This is a genomic window from Tamaricihabitans halophyticus (assembly GCF_004340875.1).
GTDB classification, from domain to species: Bacteria; Actinomycetota; Actinomycetes; order Mycobacteriales; family Pseudonocardiaceae; genus Tamaricihabitans; species Tamaricihabitans halophyticus.
The window spans coordinates 638,782-662,735 of sequence record NZ_SLXQ01000001.1 but is presented as its reverse complement, the minus strand read 5'-3'; the positions used below and the strand labels follow the sequence as shown (position 1 = coordinate 662,735).

Below are 23,954 nucleotides of genomic sequence, written 5' to 3'. Positions count from 1 at the left end.
GTGCCGGTGAGATCATGGGCCGGCAGCGAGTTCGAGGAGGCCAGTCGTGCCCGAGTTGAGCATCCGTCCGTCGATCGGTGTCGCTGAGTACCCGGCGTTGGTGGCGATCTGGCGCAGCGCGGTCGATGCGACGCACCATTTCCTCGCCGCCGTGCATCGCGATCAGATTGAACGGAAGCTGGCTGCGGACTACCTGCCCGTTGTTGCCCTGTCGGTCGCCGAGATTGACGGCACGCCGGTCGGGTTCGCGGGCACGCTCGACGGCAAGCTGGAGATGCTCTTCGTCGACGCCACGCGCCGCGGGGCTGGGATCGGAACCGCGCTGCTCAACCACGTGCTTGCCGAGCACGGCGTGACCACGGTCGATGTCAACGAGCAGAACGAACAGGCCGTGGGCTTCTACGCGCATCGCGGGTTCGAGGTCGTCGGCCGGAGCGAAACGGACGAGGCAGGGCTCCCGTATCCGCTACTGCATCTGCGGGACAGCGCAGCTGCCTGACACGGCCATAAATCGAAGCCCAGCACTCGTTCGCCGAAACCGCATTCTTTAGGGATCTTGCGGCAACGTTTAGTGCGCGGGACGAGGTCGTAGGTTCAGCCGGCGTCGTCGCTGGCTGTGCGCAGGGATTGGGCGAGTTCGTGTGCTTGATCGGTGGTGAGGACGGCGGTCGTTGCTGGGGCGCAGTGGAAAAGCAGTTGTACCTGTCCGTCGATCCGGCGCACCAGTAGCGTGCAGCACCCCCGCCTGACTTGAACGGTAGGCGCGCTTCGATCGCATGCCGAAACGTCTCGCGTAGGTACTCGGGCGTGCGGTCCGGTCGAGATCGACTGCTTCCAGTCATAATTCAGATGCTATGAGTGATCACCGGGTCGAATTCGCACACGATTCGCACACCGCTCGATCCGATATGCTTATCGGGTAGCGCGTTCCGAAAATGACGTTGGGGCAGGCTATGAGCAGCGAGTACGGACCTGAGCCCGTTGGCTATCGCGTCGCGGCCGCTAGAAAGATGGCAGGACTTACTCAGCACCAACTTGCTGAGCGCGCACATGTCTCGCACAGCCTGGTCAGTCAGGTGGAACGTGGCACCCGGCCCGCTTCGCCGTCGTTTGTCACCTCGGTCGCGCGTGCGCTCCATATCGCGCCAGCCCACTTGCACGGAATGAGCGTCGACGAGGTCGTTGACCAGCCAAGCGCCGAGTCCGCCAGCATCGCTGAGCTTCGGGTCGCACTCGATGCCTACGACGATCCTCGCCCGGAGGGGCGTCCGCTCGCCTTGGAGGTAATCAGTGAGCGGCTATCTGGCGTGGATGTCGAGCTATGGGCGGAACGTATGGTCGCCGCGGCCACCACGCTCGCCCCGTTGTTGCACCACCTGTACCCGCTCAGCAAAGACAGTGAAGCGGCTCGCGCCGTGCTACACGACGCCTACCGGATGGCTGCCTCGATCTCGGGTCAACTGGGTCAGTACGACTTGGCGGCGCTCGCCAGCGAGCGGCATATCGGACTTGCCGAGTCCACAGGGGACCCGTTGCGGGTGGCTGTTTCGGCATGGCATCGGTCCTCTCGGCATCTGCAGCATGGAGATCACCGGGCTGGACTGCGCCTGCTTGACCGCGCACGAGGACAACTCGACGCGACGCCGGCCGGCCGCGCGATGAACGTGCAGCTTGGCCTGCGCTCGGCCGTACTCGCCGCTCGCGCGGGCGACATACGGGAGGCTGACGGGTGGGCTAGTGAAGCGCGATCCATTGTGGATGAATTCGCGCCTCCCGAACGGCCTTACTGCAACATCGATGCCAGTAGCATCAACACCGTTGTGCACTGGTGCGCCCTGCCTGTCGAGCAATACGATGCCGCTGAGGCCATTCGCCGTGGAGCAAGCGCGCATGTCGCGGATCGACAACGTCCGGAGCGCGTTGGTCGTCACCATATCGACCAGGCGCGCGCTTGGACGCTGCACGGCAACCGCGAGAAGGCCCTAGACCACCTGCAGGCCGCCAGACAGACTTCGCCGTGGCGCACCAGGCGCCATCCGCAGGTGCGGGAGACCGTACGGACGCTGGCGGCCACGGACCGGCGCCGCGACGACAGCTTGGCTAGATTCGCCCGCTGGGCAGGCATTCGAATGTGAAGAGGCGGCCCGCCGGGTCCGCCGAATCGCATTCCTTAAGGTTATTGTGACTTCGGCTCTTTATGTCGCGGCAGGCGGAGGTGGCGATGCCATAGCTGCCGCTATGCTCGCCACTCGCCACGAACTCGAAGCGAAGCCCTGTGTAGCAACGTATTCCTGGGACCGGTTACTAGTTGACCCGCTACCCGGCCCGCGATCCTTTGATGACTTCGACCGGCTTGCTATGCACGCGCCGACAGTTGCAGAGATCACGCCGGAGACCATGTCCCGCGCGCCTGCGGGCTCAACGCTTCCCCGGCTCGCCGGTGAGATTCCCGCTCGGCTGTTTCTGTTGGGCCCCTATGCGGGTGCGGTTGGCATGGCGCGGCAACTCGCCAATATGGCCGCGCATCTCGGTTGTACCAGCCTTGTCTTAGTCGACGTTGGTGGCGACATTCTTGGCGGCGGAGACGAACCCGAATTAAGGAGCCCGTTGGCCGATGCGCTTGCGCTGGTGGCCTGCACGCTTACCGGCTTACCGTGCCAGGTGCTGGTCACTGGTGCTGGGCTGGACGGCGAACTATCCGAAGCAGACGTGATATCGCGTTGTGTTCAGTACGGAGCGGAGCAGACGCAACAAGTTACCCGCGAAGAGGCCGCGTTGTTCCGTTCGCTGTTTCGGTGGCATCCGTCGGAAGTCACGGGCTACTGCTCGCCGCGGCCAGTGGTAGCAGGGGAGTAGTCGAAGTTCGCGACACCGGACTAGCCGTGCACCTCACGGACATGTCGGCGCGGGTCTACGAACTTCCCGCTGAACCGTTGGCCGCCGCGAGCCTTATCGTTCCCAACCTGATCACGAGCAAGTCGTTGCCTGACGTGGAAGAGACTATCCGAGCGCTGCGGACAACCACCGAGATCGACTATGAGCGCGATAAGGCGAACTCCCGGGCCAGGGAACGTAGGTACGTATCGCCTACACAGTTCCAGCTTGCTGAGACAGCTGTGGCAGCCAGCCCTCACCGAAACCGCATTCTTTAGGGATCTTGCGGGAAGCGCGCGAACCCCTAGAACTGGTAGTTATGTGCATGGGACCACTGATGACCAGCATCGATGAAGATCAACAGTGGTCCCATGTCGCGGCTATGCCGCATCAGGTAGCTCGCCGCTTGGCTCGCCGAAGACCGCATCTACGGCGCGGCGAGTGCGGTGCTTGCTGGACGGCATTAGATGTGTGTACACCTTCAGCGTGAACGCTGGGTCACTGTGTCCGAGATATTGCGCCAGCGCCGTGATCGTCTCACCGGCATCAAGTAGCGTCGAGGCATAGAAATGTCGTAGCGCATGGAAACCGTCTCGTCTGGGCACGCGTTGTACCCCGGCCTTCTTCAAGGCGGGCTCCCACGCCCACTGGTTGTAAACCGGGCGCCATGCTGCGGTTCGCTCGCGACTGTAAACGATCAACCTTGCCGTCACGGGTACCCCGCCAGGGTGCTTCCACGGCAATGTGACGCTGATCGGCGGGTAGCTATCCAGGTGAGAGCGCAGCGCATCCGCCACTGTGGCTGGAAGCGGGACTTCTCGTGTTTTGCCACGCTTGGGTGGACCGAAACACGGCCTCTGGTGGACGACCTTGACCTGGCGAACGATGTGCACCGTGTCGTCCTCGAAGTCGATATCGTCGACCGCGAGCCCAAACACTTCGCCTTGCCGAAGCCCGAGCCCGGCACCGAGTGGCACGGTGATCTTGTACCGATCGGCCATCGCTCCCTGTACCACGCGCACCCGTTCGGTTGTCCACGGCACGATCTTCTTTGGCTCGATCTGAGGTTTCCGGACGGACGGGGCGTTGCACGGGTTCTTCTTGATCTTTTCGTCGTCCACGGCGGCGTTCAGCACGGTCTGAACGTGGATGAAGAGTACTTGCCGGTAACTTGCAGCCAAGCCTTTGTCCTCAAGTGCCTTCGACCACTCACGGATATCGGATGGCCTGATCGCATCAAGGTACTTGTCGCCAAGGTACTCGTAGACGTGCAATTTCAGCCGGTATGCGGTTAGCTCGCGGGTTGACTCCTCGAAGTCGTGCGAGGAAACCCACTTCTCAGCGTATTCACGGAACGGAATCTTGCCTGCATTCGGGTCGAGATAACTGCCTCGGTTCATCTCGTCCTCGATCTTGTGTAGCCAATCTTCCGCCGCACGCTTCTTCTTGTCTGGAAAGGTTCTACTGCGCTCCTTTCCGGACGGATCTCTGTATCTGACCCTATATCTGTCCCCCTTACCGTGGATTGGTGTCTTTTCCTGCAGCGGTCTCCCGTTGCTTCCAAAGAGCCTTTCTCCCGTGTCAGGGTCACGCTTCGGTCGGAACCAGAGATCTTGTATGTGTCCCATGCTCGGTCCTGTTCTTCATGTGGAAGTTGCCGAAAGATCTAGACCGCGTCACTGGTGAGCCAGGCGTACAGCGCGTCGGGCTCATAACGAAGATGGCGCCCAATTTTGCGGACTGGTGGGCCTTCCCCGCGCCACTTCCATTGGTAAAGCGTCTTTATCGACACGCCGAGGTAGGTGGCGACCTCAGTCACTGACCACAATCGCCCAATGTGGCTCGCTTTGGTCATCTGTGTTTCCCCTGGTTAGGCTGCTTGTGGTGGTGTTGCCGAAGTTTCTGGTTGGCCTGGTGGCCCGGTGGCGGCTAACAGTGCCCGGTCGTACTCAGCGCGCCAGGAGATCCGCTCCGAGATCGCGTGCATGAGTAGGTGCGCTCTGGGTGGCGCGTTCTGGTCACCGGGGGTGAGTTTGCGCCAGATCAACCGCGAGTTGTCGGGTTCGGGTTTGTGGATACCGACGCTGGCGAGCATGTCCCGGACGAACGTTTTACGGTCGGTTTTGTGGTCGGCCAACGATTTACCGGACCATTTACGGGACACCAACACACGCCGGCCGGGTAGCCCAAGGGTGGTGCGTCGGTGGGCACGACCCCGGCAGTGACCGGGAACCATCTTGTTGTGTGGGGTGCGGGGTTGGATGCCGTAGAGCAGCCATACCGCACACCGGGGTGAACACGGCGTGATCGCGAGCTCGGCATGCAACCGGTCGTGATGGTCACGCTGCCGCGCACTGTCCGCGTCGATGACTTCACCCGTGGATTTGGTCAGGTACTTGGTCAGGTAGCCGATATGCCGTCCGGCTTGCTCACTACCACCCAGGATGCCTTTGGAATGCACCTGCGTACCGAAGGTGACCACGTGCGCAGGCCGCTCCACCTGTTCGACAGCCGTATCCCACTCGGTCAACGCCGTACGCGTGTCGGGGTCCACAAAGGATTTACTGTCCGCGTCCCACACCGGCAGATGCCCACCGCCATAGATGGGGGTGTCGTGGGTGGGCCACCACACTTGGTGATAGGTGGCCTCGGTGACCTGCCGAAGGGTTTCGTGCGGGATCGACCCCCGCAACGCCGCATGCACATGCGGAGCCGCCCGTTTTTGGGGTTCGACGGTGGCGAAGTACTGCACATCCCAGCCGACGACCCGCCGCAGGTTTTGCCACCACCGATCCACCAGCGACGAGAAATGCACCGCATCCCGCGCAGCCCGCCGATAGTCGTAGGTGGCCGGGTTGACCGCGGTGCCATCACCCTGCACCCGCCCATAACTATCCAGCGTGAGCGTGATGAACATCGATGGCCGGAACCCGCCCGCATACTCACGCCCCACCGTCGTGCTGGTGACGTTCCGGCGGGGCAGGTTCGGCGCGTCCTGCCGACGCTTCGTCGACCGCTTCGGCGGCTTGTGTGCGGGTGGATCGGGATTGGGGAACCGACCGCGTACGCCCAGGGCGCGTAGTTCCTCATCCACCGAATGGATATCCTCCCGGAGCTCATCGGCGTTGCTGGCCTCCCCAGCCTCAAGCGCCTGCCGGTAGTGAGCCACCAGATCCGCGCGATACTCCATCAACTCCGTCTGCGTACGACTGGGCCGTTCCGGGGTGACATCCGGTTCCTCGGTCAGATGCCAGCCCTCGCGGCATTGAGCCATCCGCAACGCCCGCGCCTTACGAGCGCACGGTGCACACACCGACTCCACCGTCGAGCCACACGGCATCCCGACATAGCGGAGCTGACCAGTATCAGGGTCACCGACTTCCATAGTGAACGGCCGCACACACACCCCATGCTTTTCCGCCGCCGCAACCGCCACATCCATCGCAATCGGCTGCCGCATCCGCTCTTGTCTGGTGGTGCTGGTGCTCATGCGAGCACCCCCAACCGGCCCGGACGATGCGCCGGCACCTGAAACTGCGCGTTCAAGGAGCGCAGTTGGTCGAGGGAGACGGGTTCTTGTTGGTCTTCCGCGAGCGACACCAACCCCTCGCATTGGTGCATACGTAGGCCGCTGTAAAGCCGGAACCGCACCCCACGCGGGCCACGCCCAGTAACGGTCAGGTGCAGGTCGCCAGTGTCGGTATGCCACCACTCCGCCCGAACACCATCCAAGGTGTCGGCCCACGCCAGCAGCGGCCCCACATCGCGTGTCAGCCGTACCTGCACGACGACCGTTTCCTCGCGGGGATCGAACTGCACATGCACCGGATCCGGCAGTGCGTGACTGCGCACCTGGTCCCAGAACGCAGACGCCAACCGTTCCAACGTGGTCATCGTGATACTCACGCGCGCGCCCCTTCCGTAACGAGGACCGGAATATCGGTGGTGTGGGCAGTAAGGAAGGCGACGAGGTCGGCCAGGTCCTCATCGGTGATGTGAAAGGCGCGTGCCCGCACGGGTTCGCGGTGTCCGTCGTGTTTGACCCACGCGACGCCGGGGGTGGATTCGGGGATCTCGTGGGCGGCCGCGCCACGTTGCCGTACCCCGTCACCGAGCACCATGTCCACCTGGGCGGGTTCGTCCAGGCGCAGCGCGATCTTGGTGGGGAACAGGTGCCGGAACGGCACGATCTCTTTACGGGGGTCTTGCAGGAACCCGAGGACACACACCCCCGGCGCCCGCCCCTGACTGGTGATGGCCTGGATAGCCTTGACCGCGCGGTCCCGCAGGTTCCGATCCGTTTGGTAGGCGATCACATCCGCCAACTCGTCCACGAGCAGTACCAGGAACGGGTCTCCCGATTCGGGGGTCCAGGTGCGTCGCCCTCGATAGCGTTCGGCGCGTGCTTTGACCTCACCGGCAAGGTATTCGAGCAGGTTCACGGCTTTGTCGCCGTTGTCGCAAGCCAGCGTGTGAAACGCCTCCGCACACGCGGACAGTTCCATGCCGCCCTTGGGATCGATCCCGAACACTCGCACCCGATCGGCCTTGATGGCCGGGGCCAAAGCTCGCACGATCGACCATGACACGGAGGCCTTGCCCGCACCTGTCGAGCCGACCCCCAGCAGGTGGTTGCCCAACAGCGAGACTGTCCAGGGTTTACCCGTCTCGGTGCGACCGATCACCAGCCGCCGCAGATCCACCCCCGAGGCGTCCAACCCCAGCGTAGGTGCCGGAATCGACGGGGCTAGCGGGTCGCGGTGAATCAGGTCCAGCTCGAGCCGGCCCGGTTTGCGGACCCGGACCCGACAGTGCCGAGCCCGAAACGAATGCGCCAATCCGGAGGCGTGCAGTTCCCACTGTTCCGGGGCTTGGCCTTTGGCCATCGTGACACGCACAACGTCGCGCCAGCCGTGCGAGCGCAACCGCCCCAACTTCGGCCGGTATTCGCGGCCCCGCTTGTCCTTGGTCAATTCGGACAGGCGCATCACCGTGCGCCACTGGCACGCATACACCGCGAACCGTCGGTACTCCGTCACCGGCTGAGGTGCCGCGAACTGGTGAAAGGAGTCGGGGTGCAGTCGCCACCACGCCACCGCCACCACAGTCACCCCAGCGACAGCCACGGTGACGGCCAAGTAGCCATGGAATGCCGCCAGCAACCCGGCAGCAGCGCTCGTCGTGATCGTGAGTGGGTAGCGGTAGGTGATTCGCGCGAACTGGAACACTGCCCAGCACGCCACCCACACAACCGCGACCGGAACAAGGAGGAGTTTCGCCCAACCCGGCAGCATGGTCCACCACGGCAACCGGGGTCGTGACACCTCCAACGGTGCCGGATCAACCCACCGATTCTCCTGCGCGCTCATCGGCGACCACCGCCCCGACGAGACAACCCGACATCAAGCGGCAACCGGCCCGCGCACCGGCAACACTCCCGATCACCCGGCGCCAACCGCGCGAACCGCCGACACATTGCGCACCGACGAGTGACACTTCCGTCTGGCGCGCGCCGCCGTTCATCATCTAAGCTAGCCACTGTTCACTCCGTCTGGTGTGGACAGCGCAGAAGCGGAAAACAGGTTGGTAGCCAAGAGATTCCGCTTCTGCGCCCACGCACACAGAAACCCTTCACAAGACGCGCGGCATCGCCGCACGACCCTGCGTGCGTGAAATCTACAAAGGACTATTCAGTTGTTGGTTACTGTGTTCGGGTCGTTCCGCCTTTCTTGATCTCTTCACTGATCGCTTCCGCCGTGCGTTTCTCGCGATCTGCCCAGTACAGTGCTTCGTGGTGGTGGCCACGGTCGATCTCTGCGATCTCGGCATAGACGGCCGAACTGCGCAGGTGGTAGTCGTGCCATACGGTCAGCGCCGCGTCTCGGCGCGGACGGATCGCGACCAGGGCATCATGTGCTGCCATCAATGTGGATACCTGCGGCAACCGTTGCCGCTTCGGGTCGCTCATGGAAGCGGTGCCCTTTCGTGCTCATGTCTGATTCTCAGCCGGGATAGTTGACCCGCACGCCGTACGTCGCTTCGGCGGAACGGATTTCCCAATCCTCGGCCTGGTCTTCGAATGCTTGCGCCGCGCTTTCCAGGGCGGCCACTGTCCACCACGCGAGGTCGCGGTCATGCGCGATGTGTCGCCACGCGGCCGCGACAGCGAAGGACGCCCATGCCATCTCCTGTGCTGTTGCCGCGTCCACCTCGCGCAGTCGGGCAGCATGGTCGGAAGCGGCGCCATATCGCCGGTACGCCTCTTCCCATGCCCTGACCGATTTCTTGGCCACCATGTGCACGCCCCTCTGTGTTGATCACCGCAGCGTTATCAGGCGGCCTTGGCGCTGGACTCAGACGCTGCCGACTTGGCGGCTGAACCGCGACCCGTGCCAGTTGCCGAAGCTTTGAATCCCGTCGCGCGAAACACGAAGGACTGATACTTGAACTCGCCGGTCCCGGCTACCTTGGGTTCAGCCGTCAGCCCTTCCAGCTCGATCGGGCGCATACCCGGTAGCGCCTCGGGTGTCGTGGGCACCGGCTGCACATCACCGAGCAAGGTCACCTCAAAGGACGCGCGTTTCGCGTTCTGCTCATCCGGGTCCGTGACGGTCGCCTTCCACTGCCGCTGTCCGGTGGCTTCGTCGACTCGTTGCCGAGTCGGCCGGCCCGCCGCGCGATCCTCCCTCGACTGATACTCGTTGTCCGGGGTGACCTCGCCGACCAGCACAAGCCCCTGCGGGAATGCCACATCAAACTCGATCGGGAACCGGTGCCTCTTCTGAATCGCCATCGTGATTGCCTTCCGTCGTGATCTCGTTTCCGCCTTGCTCAGCGGCACACCACAACTTTCGGCGAAATCCAGTCCCGTCACGACACCGTGCGTGTCTCGCCTGAGACATCTGGTTATCACCGAGTCTCGTCTTTGTCTCATCTCGCTGCTAGGGTAGGCACAACATCAAGAGACCCTGGGGGTTGAGCGTTGGCAGACAAACCGATCGTGCTCAAGGTGTTGCTCCGGCAGCGACACTTGCAGGGACACCGCGCGTTCTGTCGCGAATACGACAAGTACGCCGCGAAGGTCGACAAGACCCTGGTCGGTGGAGGACCGAGCAAGGCCCAGTTCTACCGGTGGCTGTCCCGCGATATCCAAGGGCTGCCGTATGCCGATCACTGCCGGGTACTCGAAGCGATGTTCCCAGGCTGGACTGTTGACCAGCTCTTTCAGGAACACAGTGGCGGTATCGAGTTTGTACCCGAGCCGCCCGCCAAAGAGACGCCGAGTAGCCCTGCGGGTAGGGCCAAGCCGGACCCGCAGGGCGCCGTGGCCGACGTAGCGGCCGTGTTCCAGTCCCGGCCCGACTTCTCGCATGAGTTCCCGCCACACAAGCTCTTCGACGGGGCCGAGCGGATCGCGATGGTTGGTCTCTCGCTGAACATGCTGTGTCAAAGCTATTCCGACAAGTCCCTGATGGACCTACTGGAATCAGGGACAACCGTTGACTGCCTGTTCCTCGACCCCGAAGGCAGCTACATCGGTGAGCGCGAACGCGAAGAATCCCACCCCGAAGGGGTGCTCTCCACCCTGACCAGGCTCAACATTCAGACACTGCAACGCCTGCACCGCAAACTTTCCCCGGATGCACGGGGCAACCTGCGTATCAAGGTCTACGACGAACCAATCCGGTTCAACATCACAGTCATCGACGACACCACCTGTGTCGTGCAGCCCTACCTACCGGACGCGCGGGGTGTCGAATCACCCACGTTCATGATCGAACGCCAGGACCACACACCAGGGCTGTTCGATACCTTCACTCAGGTCTTCGAATCGATCTGGCAACGCGGAAAGGACGTGCCCGCGTGAACGACCATCGTGACCTGCTCGCGGTCGCTTTCGAAGCGGTAGACCTTGGGCAGAAACTGCTGGCGACCATGCCGCCCGGCACGATCAGCGACAAGCACGACCGCGATATCGTCACCGACCTTGATCTGCACATCCAGCACGAAATGCAGGCACACCTACAACGCGCCACCCCACACTTCGCGTTCCTCGGGGAAGAACACGGCGGCGGCGTGATCGACGAGAACACCGAATACGTGTGGGCACTCGACCCGATCGACGGGACCTCCAACTTCGCCCACGGCCTACCACTCTGCGCGACATCCCTCGCGCTCGTGCACCACGGTGAACCCGTCGTAGCCGTGATCCACGCACCCTTCCTCGACCTGCGCTACCACGCCACCAAAAACGGCGGCGCCTACCGCAACGGCCAACCCATCCACGCCAGCAACACCACCCAACTCAACCGCGCCATCGTGTCCCTCGGCGACTACGCCACCGGAACCAACGCCGCCAAGAAAAACCGCCGCCGCTTCGCCGTCACCCAAGCACTCGCCGACAACGTCGAACGCGTCCGCATGTTCGGCGCCGCATCCCTCGACCTCACCTGGGTAGCCGAAGGCCGCACCGACGCCTGCATCATGCTCAACAACAAACCCTGGGACACCGGAGCCGGCGTACTCATCGCCCGCGAAGCCGGCGCCAACGTCATCGCCTCCACCGGCAACACCCACACCTTCGAATCACACGACACCATCGCCTGCACCCCCGCCATCACCGAACAATTCCTCGCCATCATCAACAGCACCAACCACTAACGCCACCATCCGCCATGATGCGTGCCGACACCCAGGCATGGGCACCGCCGACAGTTAGCCACGTCGTTCAACCAGCACCACTGCGGAATTTGGCTCTAGGGGATCAAGCGCGCCGCCGCGCGGCGGCGCGAACAGCGCGCGCTGCGTAGGCCGGTCCCGCGCATCCCGGCACGCCGGGCTACCGCTCGCGCTCCCGCCCGGCGGCCGCTCGGCGCGACCGCCCTCGCCGGCATCCTGGCATCGGCCGCCGCACGACGGCGCGAGGACACCCACAGAACCAGCACCCGCAGTCGGGTCCAGGCCGTGACGATCGCCGAGCATGACGGCCTGGCCGAGCTGGTCCGGGCGATCGCTGCCGCGCGAGCCAGGCTCGCTTGCCACCGAACAACCGACGAAGCCACCACCCCGGCAGCCCGAGCATGACAAACGGCCGGAGGCACCGCGTCAAGACGGGAAAGCGTGTCTTGACCCGAAACCACCGGCCGCGCTGGAGGTGTGTGGTGCTGGCTAGCCCAAGATCATGTCGCGCCCATGCCGCGTGACGTAGGGAAGCGCTAGGCAATACCGAGAACTACTGAGCTGTAATTCAGCAGGTCAGGAGCCATATCGGTGTTGTCCGTCGAGTTCGGGAAGATCCCGTTCTCAGAACTGGTAGTAGAGGAAGGGGCTGAAGGTGCCGGTGGCTACGAGGATCGCGGCGTAGGCGAGACCCACGGTCATGACTCCGATGCGCAGCGCCCCGGCCACCTTTCCGCGCGAGGACTCCAGCATCGGCCCAGCGACCGGATGCGGCGGCAGGAACACGATGGCCAGCGCGGCGAGCAGGATCCAGCCGCGCTGGTTGGTCAGCGCGACCGTCACGGCATCGGTGAGCCCGGTGAAGTCGGGCAGCAGCATGTTCCCGATCATGGTCAGCGCCGCGCCCATATCGGCCGCATTGAAGAACACCCAGCCGATCACCACGAGCAGCATGGTCAGCGCCCGCCGACGGATATAGGCGAACCGACCGGTCGGCGCCCGATCCCACCCGAAACCGCGCTCGATGATCAGCAGTGCCCCGTGATAGGCGCCCCACACCAGGAAGGTCCACGCCGCGCCGTGCCAGAAGCCGGTCAGCACGAACACGATGCACAGGTTGCGGTACGTCTTCGCGGCACCACCCCGGTTACCGCCGAGCGGGATGTACACGTAGTCGCGGAACCAGCGGGACAGCGACATATGCCAGCGCCGCCAGAACTCGGTCACCGTCACCGAGGAATACGGCCGCGCGAAGTTCTCCGGTAGCCGGAAACCCAGCATCCGGCCAAGCCCGATCGCCATATCCGAGTACCCAGAAAAGTCAAAGTACAGCTGGAGCGTGAAGGTGATCGCGCCGAGCCAGGCGATCGCGAAGGTCATGTCCTCGCCCGAGGTGGCAAAACAGGCATCGGCCACCGGCGCCAGCGAGTCCGCGATGATGACCTTCTTGCACAGCCCGAGCGCGAACCGGGGGAACCCCGCCGCCACGTCATCCAGCCGGTGACTGCGGTGCTGCGGTAGCTGGTCCGCGATCTCCCTATACCGCACGATCGGCCCGGCCACCAGCTGCGGGAACATCGAGATGTAGGTGGCGAAGGAGACCGGGTTGCGCAGCGCCTTGCGCTCACCCCGGTAGATATCCACGACATACGAGATGTGGTGGAACGTGTAGAACGAGATCCCGATCGGCAGCGCCAGATGCAGCACCGGCGAATCGCCGCCGAACAGCTGGGCGAACCCGGCGATCTGCTCGCTGGCGAATCCGGCGTACTTCCAGATCACCAGCACCGCGACATCGAAAATGATCACGCCGATCAGCAGCCGCCTGCGGGTCGCCTGACGCCAATCCCATTCGTCCGGCTCCAGCGCCGGGCCGGCAAGGAAGTTCACCACCATGCAGGAAAGCAACAGCAGCGTGGTCGGCCCGGCACCGGTCGCGTAGAAGATCAGACTGCCGGTGGCGATAATCCCGTTCCGCCATTTTCGTGGCGCGATCAGGACAGCGAGGAGCGTGGCTGGCACGAAGTACCACAGGAACAGCGGGCTAGCGAACGACATCCTCTCCGCCTCGGGTCAGCGGTTACGCCGCTCGACCTTATCCGAGCGGCGCATCGAGCGTGCCCGGTTTCGCTAAGTACGTCCCGCGATCCGTCGCCGCCTGGCCACCTCGGCGAGCAGCACCCCAGCGGCGACCGAGGCGTTCAGCGATTCCACACCCGGCCCCATCGGGATACGCACGGTCGCGTCACAGGTCTCCCGCACAAGGCGAGACAGGCCCTTGCCCTCCGCGCCAAGCACCAGCACGACCGGCGAGGTAGCCATGGACAGCTCGTCGAAATCCACCGAGCCCTCGGCGTCCAGGCCCACGATCATCATGCCTTCGGCGGCGAACGAGCGCAGTGTCCTGGTGAGGTTGGTCGCGATCGCCACCGGCAGATGCGCGGCAGCGCCAGCGCTGGTCCGCCAGGCGACCGCGGTCATCCCGGCGCTGCGCCGCTGTGGCAACACCACGCCGTGCGCGCCAAAGGCCAGCGCGGAACGGATCACCGCGCCCAGATTGCGCGGATCGGTCACGCCATCGAGAGCGACGATCAGCGGGGTATCGCCAGACTCCCGCGTCGCCTCGAGCACGTCCTCCGGCGTGACATAGGAGAACGGCGGCACCTGCAAGCCAATGCCCTGGTGCAACGCGCCGCCAGTGAGCTTGTCCAGCTCCTGGCGCGGCACCTCGAGTACCGACAGCCCGCGGTCCGCGGCGGTGTGCACCGCCTCCTTGATCCGGTCGTCGGTGTCGATACCGAGTGCCACGTACAGCGCGGTCGCGGGTATCTCCGCGCGCAGGCATTCCACAACCGGGTTCCGGCCGGCTACCAGCTCCGGGCCTTCCTTCCGGTTCGCCTTCGCCTGTTCGGCCCGTGCCTTCGCGTTGGCCCTGCGCTGCGCCGGATGTCCGGTGCGGTCCTCCGCCTTCGGGGTTGGCCCCTTGCCACGCAACCCCCGCGCGCGCTGCCCGCCGGAACCGATCGTCGGGCCCTTCTTGCTGCCTTGCTTGCGGACCGCGCCGCGTCGCCGGGAATTTCCGGGCATCAGCTTTCCTTAACCGTCCATACTGGACCATCGGGGGTATCTTCGACCGCGATTCCTGCCCGCAGCAACCGGTCTCGGACCTCGTCGGCGGTGGTGAAATCCCGCTCCGCACGTGCTTTGGTTCGGGTTTCCAGCATACCGGTGACGAGCGAGTCCAGCGCCTCATGCAGCGAATCGTCCGTTGTGGACTCAGCTGACCACTGGTCGGAAAGCGGGTCCAGCCCGAGAATTCCGGTCATCGCGCGGATCTCGCCGGCCCGCTGCAAGGCCAGTTCCTCGCTGCCTTCGTCAAGCGCCGCGTTCCCCGTGGTGACCGCGTTGTGCACCTCGGCAAGCGCGGTCGGCGTAGCCAGGTCATCGTCGAGCGCCGCGCCGAAAGCCGCGGTCGGCGTGCCTACCCGCACCGCTCCAGCACGCTGGGTTACGCGCTGCAGGAAGGACTCGATTCGTCTGAAGGCACTCGCCGCTTCGGCGAGCGCGCCGTCGGTGTACTCAATGGTCGAGCGGTAATGCGGCAAGACCAGGTAGTAACGCAGTTCCACGGCGCGTACCTTGCGGAGCATCTCCGGGATCGCGACGATATTGCCGAGCGATTTGGACATCTTCTCGCCGCCAAGCGACACCCAGGCGTTGTGCAACCAGTACCGCGCGAACGGATCACCGGCCGCCGTGGACTGGGCGAGTTCGTTCTCGTGGTGCGGGAAGACCAGATCGGCGCCACCGCCGTGGATATCGAACTCCGCGCCGAGGTAGTGCGTTGCCATCGCGGAGCATTCCAGATGCCAACCGGGGCGCCCTCGTCCCCACGGCGTTGGCCAGGACGGCTCACCGGGCTTGGCGGCTTTCCACAGCGTGAAGTCCCGGTGGTCCCGCTTGCCGGTCGCGGCCGATTCGCCCTGCTGCATCTGATCCAGATGTTGCCCGGAAAGCTTGCCGTAATCGGGAAAGGTGGTCACCGCGAAGTACACGTCGCCGTCCGCGGCGTAGGCATGCCCGCTCGCGATGAGCCGTTCGATCAGCTCGATCATCTCGGTGATATGCCCGGTGGCTCGCGGGGTAGCCGAGGCCGGCAGGCAGCCGAGCGCCTCGAACGCGGCATCGAAGGCGCGCTCGTGCGTGGCCGCCCACTCCCACCATGGGCGACCGGCATCGGCCGCCTTCGTGAGCACCTTGTCCTCGATATCGGTGACGTTGCGCACCAGCAGGGTGTCGTACCCGCTGTGCAGCAGCCAGCGCCGGAGCACGTCGTAGTTCAGCATGCCCCGCACATGACCGATATGCGGTAGCCCCTGCACGGTCGGCCCACAGACATAGATCGACGCCGTACCGGAGCGTGCGGGAAGGAACTCCCGCATGGCTTTGGTCGCGGTGTCAAACAGGTGCAGGCTCACGCCGCGATGGTACGGGGCGGCGCGTTCAGCGCAGGTCGTGGGCCTCCAACAGGGCCAGCAGGGCATCCGGCCGCTCGGCGGTCGGCAGCGGATCGACCTGCGCGAAACCGGCACCGATCGCGGTGGCCCCGCCATCGGCTTCCGCGCTGTCGCCGACCATCAGGGTCTGTTCGGGGGCGAGGCCGAGTTTGGCGCAGGCGTGCTCGAAGATGCGCGCATCAGGTTTCGTTGCGCCGAACTCGTAGGAGAGCACATAGCAGTCCACCAGCTCATGCAGGCCATAGCGGGCGAAGGCGACGCGGATGTCCCAGGCGATATTGCTGACCACGCCGACCGCCACCCCCGCCGCGCGCAGCTCGCGCAGCGCCCTACCGGTATCGGGGTAGGCGAACCAGTTGTCCGGGGAGATCAGCTGGTCGTAGACCCGATCCGCGATCTCCGGCGTGGCGCCATGGTCGGTGAGCAGCCGGTGATACACCTTCTGGTGCAGTGCGGGATCGAGGTCGCGGCGAGCCCAGGCTTCGGCGTACTCGGCGGGCAACTCGACCGAATCACCGGTTGGCGTGGTCAGCTGGTCGAGCAGCCGCGCCCGGGACGAATCGTCCACGGCCGCGCCCGCCTCATGTAAGGCGGTGGCAAGCCAGGCTTGCTCGTTTTCCAGCCGGAACAACGTACCCGAGAAGTCGAAGAGCACCCCTTGCGCCGCCATGCCGGCGAGCTTACGTGGCCGCTCCGGGTGCCGCGTCGGGCGCGGGTACCAGCAGCGCGGTGGCGATCGCGGCAAGGCCCTCGCCGCGGCCGGTGAGGCCGAGCCCATCGCTGGTAGTGCCGGATACGCTGACCGGCCCGCCGGCGGCCGCGGAGAGCACCTGCTGGGCTTCCTGCCGGCGTTTGCCGACCTTCGGCGAGTTGCCAATCACCTGGACGACCGCGTTGCCAAGGACATAGCCCGAGACCTGCACCAGCCGGCTCGCCTCGGCAAGCAGTGCTTCCCCGGACGCGCCGGCCCAACGTGGATCGTCGGTGCCGAAAACCGCGCCGAGATCGCCCATCCCCGCGGCGGAGAGCAGCGCGTCGCAGAGTGCATGCGCGGCGACGTCACCGTCGGAATGACCGGCGCAACCATCCGTGTTCGGCCAGAGCAGCCCGGCGAGCCAGCACGGTCGGCCGGGTTCGATCGAATGCACGTCGGTGCCGAGGCCAATGCGTTGTGATTCCGTCGGATCGGTCATCGGCCGCGGCCCTCATGTGGTGCCCGGCCCGATCCACGATGCTCTTCGCTGGCGAATACCGCCTCGGCCGCGGTCAGATCGAACGAGGTGGTGATCTTCAGGGCGTACGGGTGGCCGGGAATCGTCCTGGTCGCATACGGGCCGCTTACCGTGGAATGGTCCAGTCCACCACGGTCTAGCTGCTCGCGAAACGCGCGCACGCTGTATCCGCGTGGACTCTGCACACTGCGCAATCCACTGCGGTCATAGGTGTCAACTACTAAGCCGGCGGCATCCACTCGTTTGATGGTATCCGCCACCGGTTGCACCGGGACGACCACATCAGAACCCGATTGCACGGTGTCTACAACGGACCGGATGAGATCTGGTGGCGTGAATGCGCGCAACACATCATGCAGCAGCACAATGGACAATTCCGGAAGTTGCAGCTGTGCCGCGTCAAACCAGGCGTGCGAAGATTCCGTGCCGGCCGCATCGACATCAATGATCGTGGCCGGCAGGGAGGATTCCGTAGGCGCAATCGCGCGCCGCACACGGTCCAGTGTCCGATTGGGAGCCGCGACAAAGACGCGCGTTACGCACCCGGAATTTCCCAGGGCGCGTAACGCATGTCGCAATAACGGTTCCCCGCGTACCGCAGTCAACGCATTGGGCACACCAGTATCGGTATGCCCATCCGCGCCAACCACGGACAGGATTGCGGCAACGTTCAAGTCCGTTACCCGAGGTCTACCCGTGAGACTCAGACAACCGCGGTCGCCAGTACCTCATCGAGCAGTACCGCTGCCTTGTCTTCATCAGTACCTTCGGCAAGCGCGAGCTCGCTGACCAGAATCTGCCGAGCCTTCGCCAACATTCGTTTCTCGCCCGCGGACAATCCGCGATCTTTCTCGCGTCGCCAGAGGTCGCGCACCACTTCGGCCACCTTGTTCACATCGCCGGAAGCGAGTTTCTCCAGGTTGGCCTTGTACCGCCGGGACCAGTTCGTCGGCTCCTCAGTATGCGGCGTGCGTAACACGTCGAAGACCCTGTTCAGGCCCTCCTCGCCAACAACATCGCGTACGCCAACGATTTCCGCATTGTCTGCTGGCACCCGAACGGTGAGATCGCCCTGCGCGACCTTGAGCACGAGGTATTGCTTTTCCTCGCCCTTGATCACGCGTGTCTCAATTGCTTCGATGAGTGCGGCACCGTGGTGCGGGTAGACGACGGTCTCTCCGACCTTGAAAACCATGTGTCCTCTGCCCCTTTCGCTGTCTCCATATTAACACGTCCGCACCCCCTTCCAACAGCGCCCCGTGATCGGTAATCGCAGGTCAGCGACTTAATGCGGTACTCATGAGGGCTTGACAAACCGCTGTTGTGCATGCATGTGCGCGCGTTCCGTCAACTCCGGCGCGGCCCAGGAGTGGCAATGTTTCCGGCTTCGCGGGAAACATTTCGGAGTTGTCCGGTTGGTTGTCCGGAGGGGTGCCCGGAGTGGGTGCCCGGAGTGACCGGTATCGCCCGTGCCGGCCCGGGTTCGGCGGCTCGGAGGTGGCACGGTTACGCTGCAACGGAATGAGTGGACGCCACCGGGGCGGTCGCGACGCGAGGTCGGGACCGAATCCGGCTCGGGCAGGAAGGACTCGCCAACGTGAGCTGGGCACAGCGGAAGTCGGCTGGTCGGGGCGCGCGCCTGCGGGCGGCGTGGGTCGCCGGAGTCGCCGGGGTCGCACTGACCTTGGCCGGCTGTGGGGCTGGACAGATTACCCAAACGAGCGAGCAGGACGCGGCGGTGAACGGCGCGTCGGCCGACGTGAAGCAGATCGCGATCCGCAATGCCGAGCTGGCCTTCAAACATGACTCGCAGGGTGTCTACCGGCTCGGCGATTCGGCGCCGCTGCTTGGCCGGATCATCAACTCCGGCGAGCGCGCGGACGAGCTTGTCGAGGTGCGCAGCGAGTTCGCCGACGAGGTGACCGTGGACGGCGCCACCGAGCTGCGGTCGGAGGGCGTGCTCGTCGGCACCGAACCGGACGGTTGGGCCGAGGAGACCGCTGCCGAAGGCACGGGCGCACAGGAACCGGGCACCGAGGCGCCTGGCACCGCGGAGCCGGACACAGCGGAGCCTGGCACCGCGGAGTCGGACACTGCGGAGTCGGACACCGAGGAGTCTGGGACGGACGGCTCAGCGGCGCCGGAAGCGACTGGCAGCGCGGCTCCTACCACGACATCCGCCCCGCGCACTTCCGCATCGGACGCGCCGGCTGAGCGCGATGCCGTGCGGATCGTGCTCGTCGGGCTCAAGGGCGATGTGACGCCGGGTAAGACGGTGCCGTTGACCTTCGTGTTCCGCAATGCTGGCGAGGTACAGGTGGACGTGCCGATCGCCTACGGCGACACCGAGCGCGAGCAGGACCCCGCCGAGCACTGACCGCGCGGCTGCGGTGATTTGTCGGTCCCGATCACTAGGCTCTGCCAGGTGGCGAAGAGCAAGGGGGCCGGTTACCGGTGCGCGGAATGTGGTTACGACGTAGCGAAGTGGGTCGGGCGCTGCCCGGAATGCCACGCGTGGGGCAGCTTCGCGGAAGCGGCGGGTACGAAGCCGCAGCTGGCGCGGATTTCGGCCAGTGCACCGAGCACGGCAGCCAAGCCGATTGGCTCGGTCGATCTTGCTACCGCCAAGGCGCGCCCGACCGGTGTCGATGAGCTGGACCGGGTACTCGGCGGCGGCATTGTCGCCGGCGCGGTGGTGTTGCTAGCCGGTGAACCGGGGGTCGGCAAATCCACCCTGCTGCTCGAGGTAGGCCACCGGTGGGCCCTCGGCGCCGGCGGTGCGGCCGGGCCGGCGCTGTATGTCACCGGAGAGGAATCCGCCGGCCAGGTACGGCTGCGCGCCGAACGCACCGGCAACGTGCACGACAACCTCTACCTGGCGGCGGAAAGCGATATCGGCGCGCTCGCCGCGCATGTGGACGCGGTGCAGCCGGGACTGCTGATCGTTGACTCGGTACAGACCATTGGCAGCGCCGAGGTGGATGGCACGCCAGGCGGAGTCACCCAGGTCCGTGCGGTGACCGCCGCGCTGGTCGCGTTGGCCAAGGAACGCGGCCTGCCCGTCCTGCTTGTCGGGCACGTCACCAAGGAAGGCGCGGTCGCCGGTCCGCGGGTACTCGAGCACCTGGTCGACGTGGTGCTGCATTTCGAAGGTGACCGGCATTCGATGCTGCGCCTGGTGCGCGGGGTGAAAAACCGGTTCGGGCCGGCCGATGAGGTGGGCTGCTTCGAACTGCGCGAGGACGGGATCGCCGGGGTGGCCGACCCGTCCGGGTTGTTCCTGAACCGCAGGGAAGCCGCCGTTTCCGGGACCGCGGTCACCGTGATCGTGGAGGGCAAACGACCACTGCTCGGCGAAGTGCAGGCGCTCGTTGCGGGTTCCTCGCTTGCCGCGCCGCGCCGGGCGGTCAGCGGCCTTGATTCGTCCAGGGTCGCCATGGTGCTCGCGGTACTCGAACGGCGTGGGCGGATCCGACTCAGCAACGCGGATATCTATGCCGCCACGGTTGGCGGGATGCGGGTAACCGAGCCAGCCGGCGATCTGGCCGCCGCGCTCGCGGTCGCTTCGGCCGCGCGGGATATCGCCCTACCAGGCGATCTGGTTGTACTGGGCGAGGTGGGCCTTGCCGGTGAGGTGCGCAGGGTGCCGGACGTCAGCAGGCGGCTTGCTGAGGCGGCGAGGCTGGGCTTTCACCGCGCGTTCATCCCGCCCGATTCGGGGCGTCCGCCAGCAGGGGTGTCCGCGCAGGTCGTGCCGGACATCTCGACTGCGCTGCGGCTGCTGGAAAGCGCGGACGCGGATCAGCTGCCGGCAGCCAGCCGCTGAACCGGCAAGAGTGAGGGAATGGGCCCGCACGCCCCGACCGCGTGCGGGTTCCATTCACCCCCGAGACGTGGGTGAATGACCGGTATGACGCCGATCAGCGAGCAATTTCCGGCCAGAATCGCCGGCGGAGCGCGCTGCCTACCCATCAATAGGACATTCGGCGCCGGAAGGATATTCCCGGCGCCGAATGTCCCGTGTGATTCAGCTGGACAGCAGCTGCGCGCAGCGAATCAGGCCGAGGTGCGAATAGGCCTGTGGGTGGTTACCGAGGGAGCGCTCCGCGATCGGGTCGTACTCCTCGGAGAGCAGGCCGGTCGGGCCAGCCACGTCGACCATCTGCTGGAACAGTTCCTCGGCCTCGGTGCGCCGTCCGGCGAGCAGGTAGGCCTCGATCAGCCACGCGGCGCAGAGGTGGAAGCCACCTTCGTTGCCGGGCAAGCCATCGTCCCGTCGATACCTGTACACAGTGGAACCACTGCGCAGTTCGGACTCGATCGCGGTCACCGTCGCCTGGAACTTCGGGTCGGTGGGATCGATCATCCCCGTCAGTCCAATGTGTAGCGACGCGGCGTCCAGGTCGGTTCCGTCATAGGCCGTCGTGTACGCGCCAATGCCGCCGCCGGCTTCGGGATTCCAGCCCTTGCTGAGCACATCCTCGGCGATCTCCGCGCGCAGCTCCGGCCATACCGGGTCGATGGTGCGCTGGTAGGTCTCCGCCAGTTTGATCGCGCGATCAAGGGTCACCCAGCACATCACCCGCGAGTAGACCCGGTGCCGTGGTGCGTGCCGCTCCTCCCAGATGCCGTGGTCCGCCTCGTTCCAACGCCTGCCGACCGCCTCGGCCATCGCGCGGACCATCTCCCAGTCGCGGTCGGTGATCTGACCGCGCTCTTCGGACAGTTGCACGACGAGTTCAACCACCGGGCCGAAGACGTCCAGCTGAACCTGCTGATCGGCGAGGTTGCCGACGCGTACCGGGCGGGATCCCGCGTAACCGGGCAGGGTGTCGATCACCGCTTCGGGGCCGAGCGAGGTGCCGCGGATCGAGTACAGCGGGCGCAGCCGCTCCGGTCCCGGCATCGTTTCCAGCACCGAGTGCAGCCACTCCAGATAGCGCTCCGCCTCGGTGAGCGAGCCGAGTGACACCAGTGCCTGGGCGGTCAGCGCGGCATCGCGAACCCAGCAGTAGCGGTAGTCCCAGTTGCGTACGCCGCCGATCTCCTCGGGCAGTGAGGTGGTGGCCGCGGCCATGAAGGCACCGGTTTCCGCGTGCGCGAGGCCACGCAGCGTCAGTGCCGACCTGGCGACCAGATCAGTCTCCACACTGGGCAGTTTCAGCGTGGTCAGCCAGTCCGACCAATGTGTTCCGGCATGTTGCCGGCGTTCCGGCTCACTGAGGGTGTTCGAATCGAGTTCCGTTGTGCCGCAACGCAGTTCGAGTACGACAGGCGTACCGTTCGGCGTCACGACGGCCTGCGCCGTGTCGTGTACGCCGTCCGAGGTGATCTTCCAGGTGACGCCAGGCGAGCGCAGTACCACCGGCTCGGTGGTGCCGAGCACCCGCAACCCGTCCTCTTCGGTGATCAGCCGGACCGGTACGCGGCCGAACTCGGGCCGGGGTGCGAACGTCACCGCGGCGGCGGTTTCCCCGGTGATCACTCGAATCAGGTCGGTGCGGTGCGAGGGCGTGTCATGGTCGAGGTAGTCCGTGACGAGTAGCCGCGACCAACGCGTTTCCACCGTCATCGTGCCCGGCAGGTAGCGCTGTCCGAGCGGCAGGCCGTTGCGTTGCGTGCCGTTGGCCTCATGGTGTGGGCGAATGGAGAAGTGCCCCGCGTTCGGCCCGCCGAGTAGATCGGCGAACATCGCGGTGGAGTCTGGATCCGGATGGCACATCCAGGTGAGCTTGGCGTCCGGGGTCACCAGCGCCACGGAATGCCCGTTGGACAGCATGGTGAGCCGTTCGATCGGGGTGGCCTGCTCGCCGTAGAGCCAGTTCCGCCGTTCCTCGCTGATGAATGCCAGCACGGTTGCCACATCCGCGGTGTCCGGGATGCGGAATTCGGCCGCGGTCTCGCCAGGGCCAACCTTCACGCCGACGTCCGGGCCGGACAACCGGATGAACGCCTTCTCGTCGGTGACGTCGTCGCCGAGGAAGATCGCCGCGGTGGCGCCGACCTGGTGGCGCACCTCATCAAGGGCGAAGCCCTTGTTCGTGGCGACTACCGAGAGTTCAATGACTTCCTTGCCCTCGGTGACCTCGACGCCGTCCCAGGTGCACGGACCGGTGCGCACGGCGTCGAGCACTTCCTTGGCCACCTCTGGGGCGGCCTTTCGGACATGCACGGCGATACTCGCTGGCTTGACCTCGAGCGCGACACCTTGGTGGGTGCCGACCAGTCGTTCCAGCTCACGCTGCAGCTGGCTGTGCAGGCTACGTGCGGCATCGTCGAGCGCGTGCACGAAACCGATGTCGAACTCCGAGCCGTGGCTACCAACGAGGTGGATTTCGGCCGGCAGCCGGGAAAGGGTGGCCAGGTCACGAAGGGCGCGGCCGGAGATCACCGCGGTGGTGGTCTCGTGTAGCCCGGCGAGCGAGCGCAGCGCGCCTACGGACTCGGGTAGTGGCCTTGCCTGCTCGGGATCCTCGACGATAGGGGCAAGGGTTCCGTCGTAGTCACAGGCGACGAGTAGCCGCGGTGTTCGCGCGATGTGCACGATCGCGCGGCGCAGCTCAGCAGGCAGTGCCTCGGCGGTCAACACGACTCCTTGGGGAATGCGGGGTTTCGCAGGTTGTTCTTGTGGTCACGCAGTTTTTCACCCTGC

The 23,954-nt window shown here is 65.2% G+C and carries 22 protein-coding genes and 1 pseudogene; 7 read left to right on the top strand and 16 right to left on the bottom strand.

Annotated elements, in window-relative coordinates:
• The first annotated feature begins 46 nt into the window (after window positions 1-46).
• The 3 genes and pseudogenes from EV191_RS03140 (at window position 47) to EV191_RS30935 (ending at window position 3,152) form a co-directional block, all read left to right on the top strand.
• On the top strand, window positions 47-499 hold the full coding sequence (locus EV191_RS03140; protein WP_132875256.1) for an acetyltransferase: 453 nt from the start codon (window positions 47-49) through the stop codon (window positions 497-499).
• Window positions 500-935: 436 nt separating this feature from the next.
• Window positions 936-2,135 (top strand): helix-turn-helix domain-containing protein, encoded by a 1,200-nt coding sequence (locus tag EV191_RS03135; protein ID WP_132875255.1) that lies wholly within the window; start codon window positions 936-938, stop codon window positions 2,133-2,135.
• A 103-nt stretch (window positions 2,136-2,238) separates the two neighbouring features.
• A pseudogene (locus EV191_RS30935) lies at window positions 2,239-3,152 on the top strand (DUF1152 domain-containing protein).
• A gap of 102 nt (window positions 3,153-3,254) precedes the next feature.
• Here the strand turns inward: EV191_RS30935 and EV191_RS03120 are convergent.
• The 8 genes from EV191_RS03120 to EV191_RS03085 form a co-directional block, all read right to left on the bottom strand.
• The gene (locus tag EV191_RS03120; protein ID WP_132875252.1) at window positions 3,255-4,502 is read right to left on the bottom strand and encodes a tyrosine-type recombinase/integrase; all 1,248 of its coding nucleotides are present in this window, start codon (window positions 4,500-4,502) and stop codon (window positions 3,255-3,257) included.
• Window positions 4,503-4,540: 38 nt separating this feature from the next.
• Window positions 4,541-4,729 carry a helix-turn-helix domain-containing protein gene (locus EV191_RS03115; RefSeq protein WP_132875251.1) on the bottom strand — a complete coding sequence of 63 codons (189 nt, stop codon included), beginning with the start codon at window positions 4,727-4,729 and terminating at the stop codon, window positions 4,541-4,543.
• 15 nt (window positions 4,730-4,744) lie between these two features.
• Window positions 4,745-6,364, bottom strand: a complete 1,620-nt coding sequence (locus tag EV191_RS03110; protein WP_132875250.1) for a replication initiator — start codon at window positions 6,362-6,364, stop codon at window positions 4,745-4,747.
• Window positions 6,361-6,780 (bottom strand): hypothetical protein, encoded by a 420-nt coding sequence (locus EV191_RS03105; protein WP_132875249.1) that lies wholly within the window; start codon window positions 6,778-6,780, stop codon window positions 6,361-6,363. The genes EV191_RS03110 and EV191_RS03105 overlap by 4 nt, the downstream gene beginning before the upstream one ends.
• A complete protein-coding gene (locus tag EV191_RS03100) occupies window positions 6,777-8,243 on the bottom strand; it encodes an FtsK/SpoIIIE domain-containing protein (RefSeq protein ID WP_243658724.1) in 1,467 nt (488 codons plus the stop codon). Before EV191_RS03100 ends, EV191_RS03105 begins: the two co-directional genes overlap by 4 nt.
• Window positions 8,244-8,575: 332 nt before the next feature.
• Window positions 8,576-8,842, bottom strand: coding sequence for an AMED_5909 family protein (locus tag EV191_RS03095; RefSeq protein ID WP_132875248.1), 267 nt, complete (start codon window positions 8,840-8,842; stop codon window positions 8,576-8,578).
• A gap of 34 nt (window positions 8,843-8,876) precedes the next feature.
• Window positions 8,877-9,170 (bottom strand): hypothetical protein, encoded by a 294-nt coding sequence (locus tag EV191_RS03090; protein ID WP_132875247.1) that lies wholly within the window; start codon window positions 9,168-9,170, stop codon window positions 8,877-8,879.
• 35 nt (window positions 9,171-9,205) lie between these two features.
• Window positions 9,206-9,667: a hypothetical protein gene (locus EV191_RS03085; RefSeq protein WP_132875246.1), complete on the bottom strand. Its 462-nt coding sequence runs from the start codon at window positions 9,665-9,667 to the stop codon at window positions 9,206-9,208.
• Between the two features lie 189 nt (window positions 9,668-9,856).
• On the opposite strand from EV191_RS03085, the gene EV191_RS03080 reads away from it, so the two are divergent.
• Window positions 9,857-10,741: a DUF5919 domain-containing protein gene (locus EV191_RS03080; protein ID WP_132875245.1), complete on the top strand. Its 885-nt coding sequence runs from the start codon at window positions 9,857-9,859 to the stop codon at window positions 10,739-10,741.
• Window positions 10,738-11,535, top strand: a complete 798-nt coding sequence (locus EV191_RS03075) for an inositol monophosphatase family protein (RefSeq protein ID WP_243658723.1) — start codon at window positions 10,738-10,740, stop codon at window positions 11,533-11,535. Before EV191_RS03080 ends, EV191_RS03075 begins: the two co-directional genes overlap by 4 nt.
• A gap of 642 nt (window positions 11,536-12,177) precedes the next feature.
• Here the strand turns inward: EV191_RS03075 and EV191_RS03070 are convergent.
• The 7 genes from EV191_RS03070 to EV191_RS03040 all read right to left on the bottom strand — a co-directional run bounded on the left by EV191_RS03070 (window position 12,178) and on the right by EV191_RS03040 (window position 18,497).
• On the bottom strand, window positions 12,178-13,611 hold the full coding sequence (locus EV191_RS03070) for an MBOAT family O-acyltransferase (RefSeq protein ID WP_132875244.1): 1,434 nt from the start codon (window positions 13,609-13,611) through the stop codon (window positions 12,178-12,180).
• A 72-nt stretch (window positions 13,612-13,683) separates the two neighbouring features.
• Window positions 13,684-14,640: a 23S rRNA (guanosine(2251)-2'-O)-methyltransferase RlmB gene (gene rlmB / locus EV191_RS03065; protein WP_132875243.1), complete on the bottom strand. Its 957-nt coding sequence runs from the start codon at window positions 14,638-14,640 to the stop codon at window positions 13,684-13,686.
• Window positions 14,640-16,031: a cysteine--tRNA ligase gene (gene cysS, locus EV191_RS03060; protein ID WP_132875242.1), complete on the bottom strand. Its 1,392-nt coding sequence runs from the start codon at window positions 16,029-16,031 to the stop codon at window positions 14,640-14,642. Before cysS ends, rlmB begins: the two co-directional genes overlap by 1 nt.
• 25 nt (window positions 16,032-16,056) lie before the next feature.
• Window positions 16,057-16,740, bottom strand: coding sequence for an HAD family hydrolase (locus EV191_RS03055; RefSeq protein ID WP_132875241.1), 684 nt, complete (start codon window positions 16,738-16,740; stop codon window positions 16,057-16,059).
• A 10-nt stretch (window positions 16,741-16,750) separates the two neighbouring features.
• Window positions 16,751-17,263 carry a 2-C-methyl-D-erythritol 2,4-cyclodiphosphate synthase gene (ispF, locus tag EV191_RS03050; RefSeq protein ID WP_132875240.1) on the bottom strand — a complete coding sequence of 171 codons (513 nt, stop codon included), beginning with the start codon at window positions 17,261-17,263 and terminating at the stop codon, window positions 16,751-16,753.
• Window positions 17,260-17,919, bottom strand: a complete 660-nt coding sequence (locus tag EV191_RS03045) for an IspD/TarI family cytidylyltransferase (protein ID WP_243658801.1) — start codon at window positions 17,917-17,919, stop codon at window positions 17,260-17,262. The genes ispF and EV191_RS03045 overlap by 4 nt, the downstream gene beginning before the upstream one ends.
• A gap of 86 nt (window positions 17,920-18,005) precedes the next feature.
• A complete protein-coding gene (locus tag EV191_RS03040) occupies window positions 18,006-18,497 on the bottom strand; it encodes a CarD family transcriptional regulator (RefSeq protein WP_132875238.1) in 492 nt (163 codons plus the stop codon).
• A gap of 330 nt (window positions 18,498-18,827) precedes the next feature.
• Between EV191_RS03040 and EV191_RS03035 the strand changes: the two genes are divergently transcribed.
• On the top strand, window positions 18,828-19,679 hold the full coding sequence (locus tag EV191_RS03035) for a copper chaperone PCu(A)C domain-containing protein (RefSeq protein WP_132875237.1): 852 nt from the start codon (window positions 18,828-18,830) through the stop codon (window positions 19,677-19,679).
• Window positions 19,680-19,727: 48 nt separating this feature from the next.
• Window positions 19,728-21,128: a DNA repair protein RadA gene (gene radA, locus EV191_RS03030; RefSeq protein ID WP_243658722.1), complete on the top strand. Its 1,401-nt coding sequence runs from the start codon at window positions 19,728-19,730 to the stop codon at window positions 21,126-21,128.
• A gap of 201 nt (window positions 21,129-21,329) precedes the next feature.
• Here the strand turns inward: radA and otsB are convergent, their stop codons facing one another.
• Window positions 21,330-23,888 (bottom strand): trehalose-phosphatase, encoded by a 2,559-nt coding sequence (gene otsB, locus EV191_RS03025; RefSeq protein ID WP_132875236.1) that lies wholly within the window; start codon window positions 23,886-23,888, stop codon window positions 21,330-21,332.
• Between the last annotated feature and the right edge of the window lie 66 nt (window positions 23,889-23,954).

What these genes read in the sequence shown, in the direction of transcription:
- EV191_RS03120 (WP_132875252.1), bottom strand. Translation starts at nt 4,502, where the DNA reads ATGGGACACATACAAGATCTCTGGTTCCGACCGAAGCGTGACCCTGAC.
- EV191_RS03090 (WP_132875247.1), bottom strand. Translation starts at nt 9,170, where the DNA reads ATGGTGGCCAAGAAATCGGTCAGGGCATGGGAAGAGGCGTACCGGCGA.
- ispF (WP_132875240.1), bottom strand. Translation starts at nt 17,263, where the DNA reads ATGACCGATCCGACGGAATCACAACGCATTGGCCTCGGCACCGACGTG.
- EV191_RS03070 (WP_132875244.1), bottom strand. Translation starts at nt 13,611, where the DNA reads ATGTCGTTCGCTAGCCCGCTGTTCCTGTGGTACTTCGTGCCAGCCACG.
- rlmB (WP_132875243.1), bottom strand. Translation starts at nt 14,640, where the DNA reads ATGCCCGGAAATTCCCGGCGACGCGGCGCGGTCCGCAAGCAAGGCAGC.
- EV191_RS03040 (WP_132875238.1), bottom strand. Translation starts at nt 18,497, where the DNA reads ATGGTTTTCAAGGTCGGAGAGACCGTCGTCTACCCGCACCACGGTGCC.
- EV191_RS03055 (WP_132875241.1), bottom strand. Translation starts at nt 16,740, where the DNA reads ATGGCGGCGCAAGGGGTGCTCTTCGACTTCTCGGGTACGTTGTTCCGG.
- EV191_RS03085 (WP_132875246.1), bottom strand. Translation starts at nt 9,667, where the DNA reads ATGGCGATTCAGAAGAGGCACCGGTTCCCGATCGAGTTTGATGTGGCA.
- EV191_RS03115 (WP_132875251.1), bottom strand. Translation starts at nt 4,729, where the DNA reads ATGACCAAAGCGAGCCACATTGGGCGATTGTGGTCAGTGACTGAGGTC.
- EV191_RS03110 (WP_132875250.1), bottom strand. Translation starts at nt 6,364, where the DNA reads ATGAGCACCAGCACCACCAGACAAGAGCGGATGCGGCAGCCGATTGCG.
- EV191_RS03135 (WP_132875255.1), top strand. Translation starts at nt 936, where the DNA reads ATGACGTTGGGGCAGGCTATGAGCAGCGAGTACGGACCTGAGCCCGTT.
- EV191_RS03095 (WP_132875248.1), bottom strand. Translation starts at nt 8,842, where the DNA reads ATGAGCGACCCGAAGCGGCAACGGTTGCCGCAGGTATCCACATTGATG.
- EV191_RS03100 (WP_243658724.1), bottom strand. Translation starts at nt 8,243, where the DNA reads ATGAGCGCGCAGGAGAATCGGTGGGTTGATCCGGCACCGTTGGAGGTG.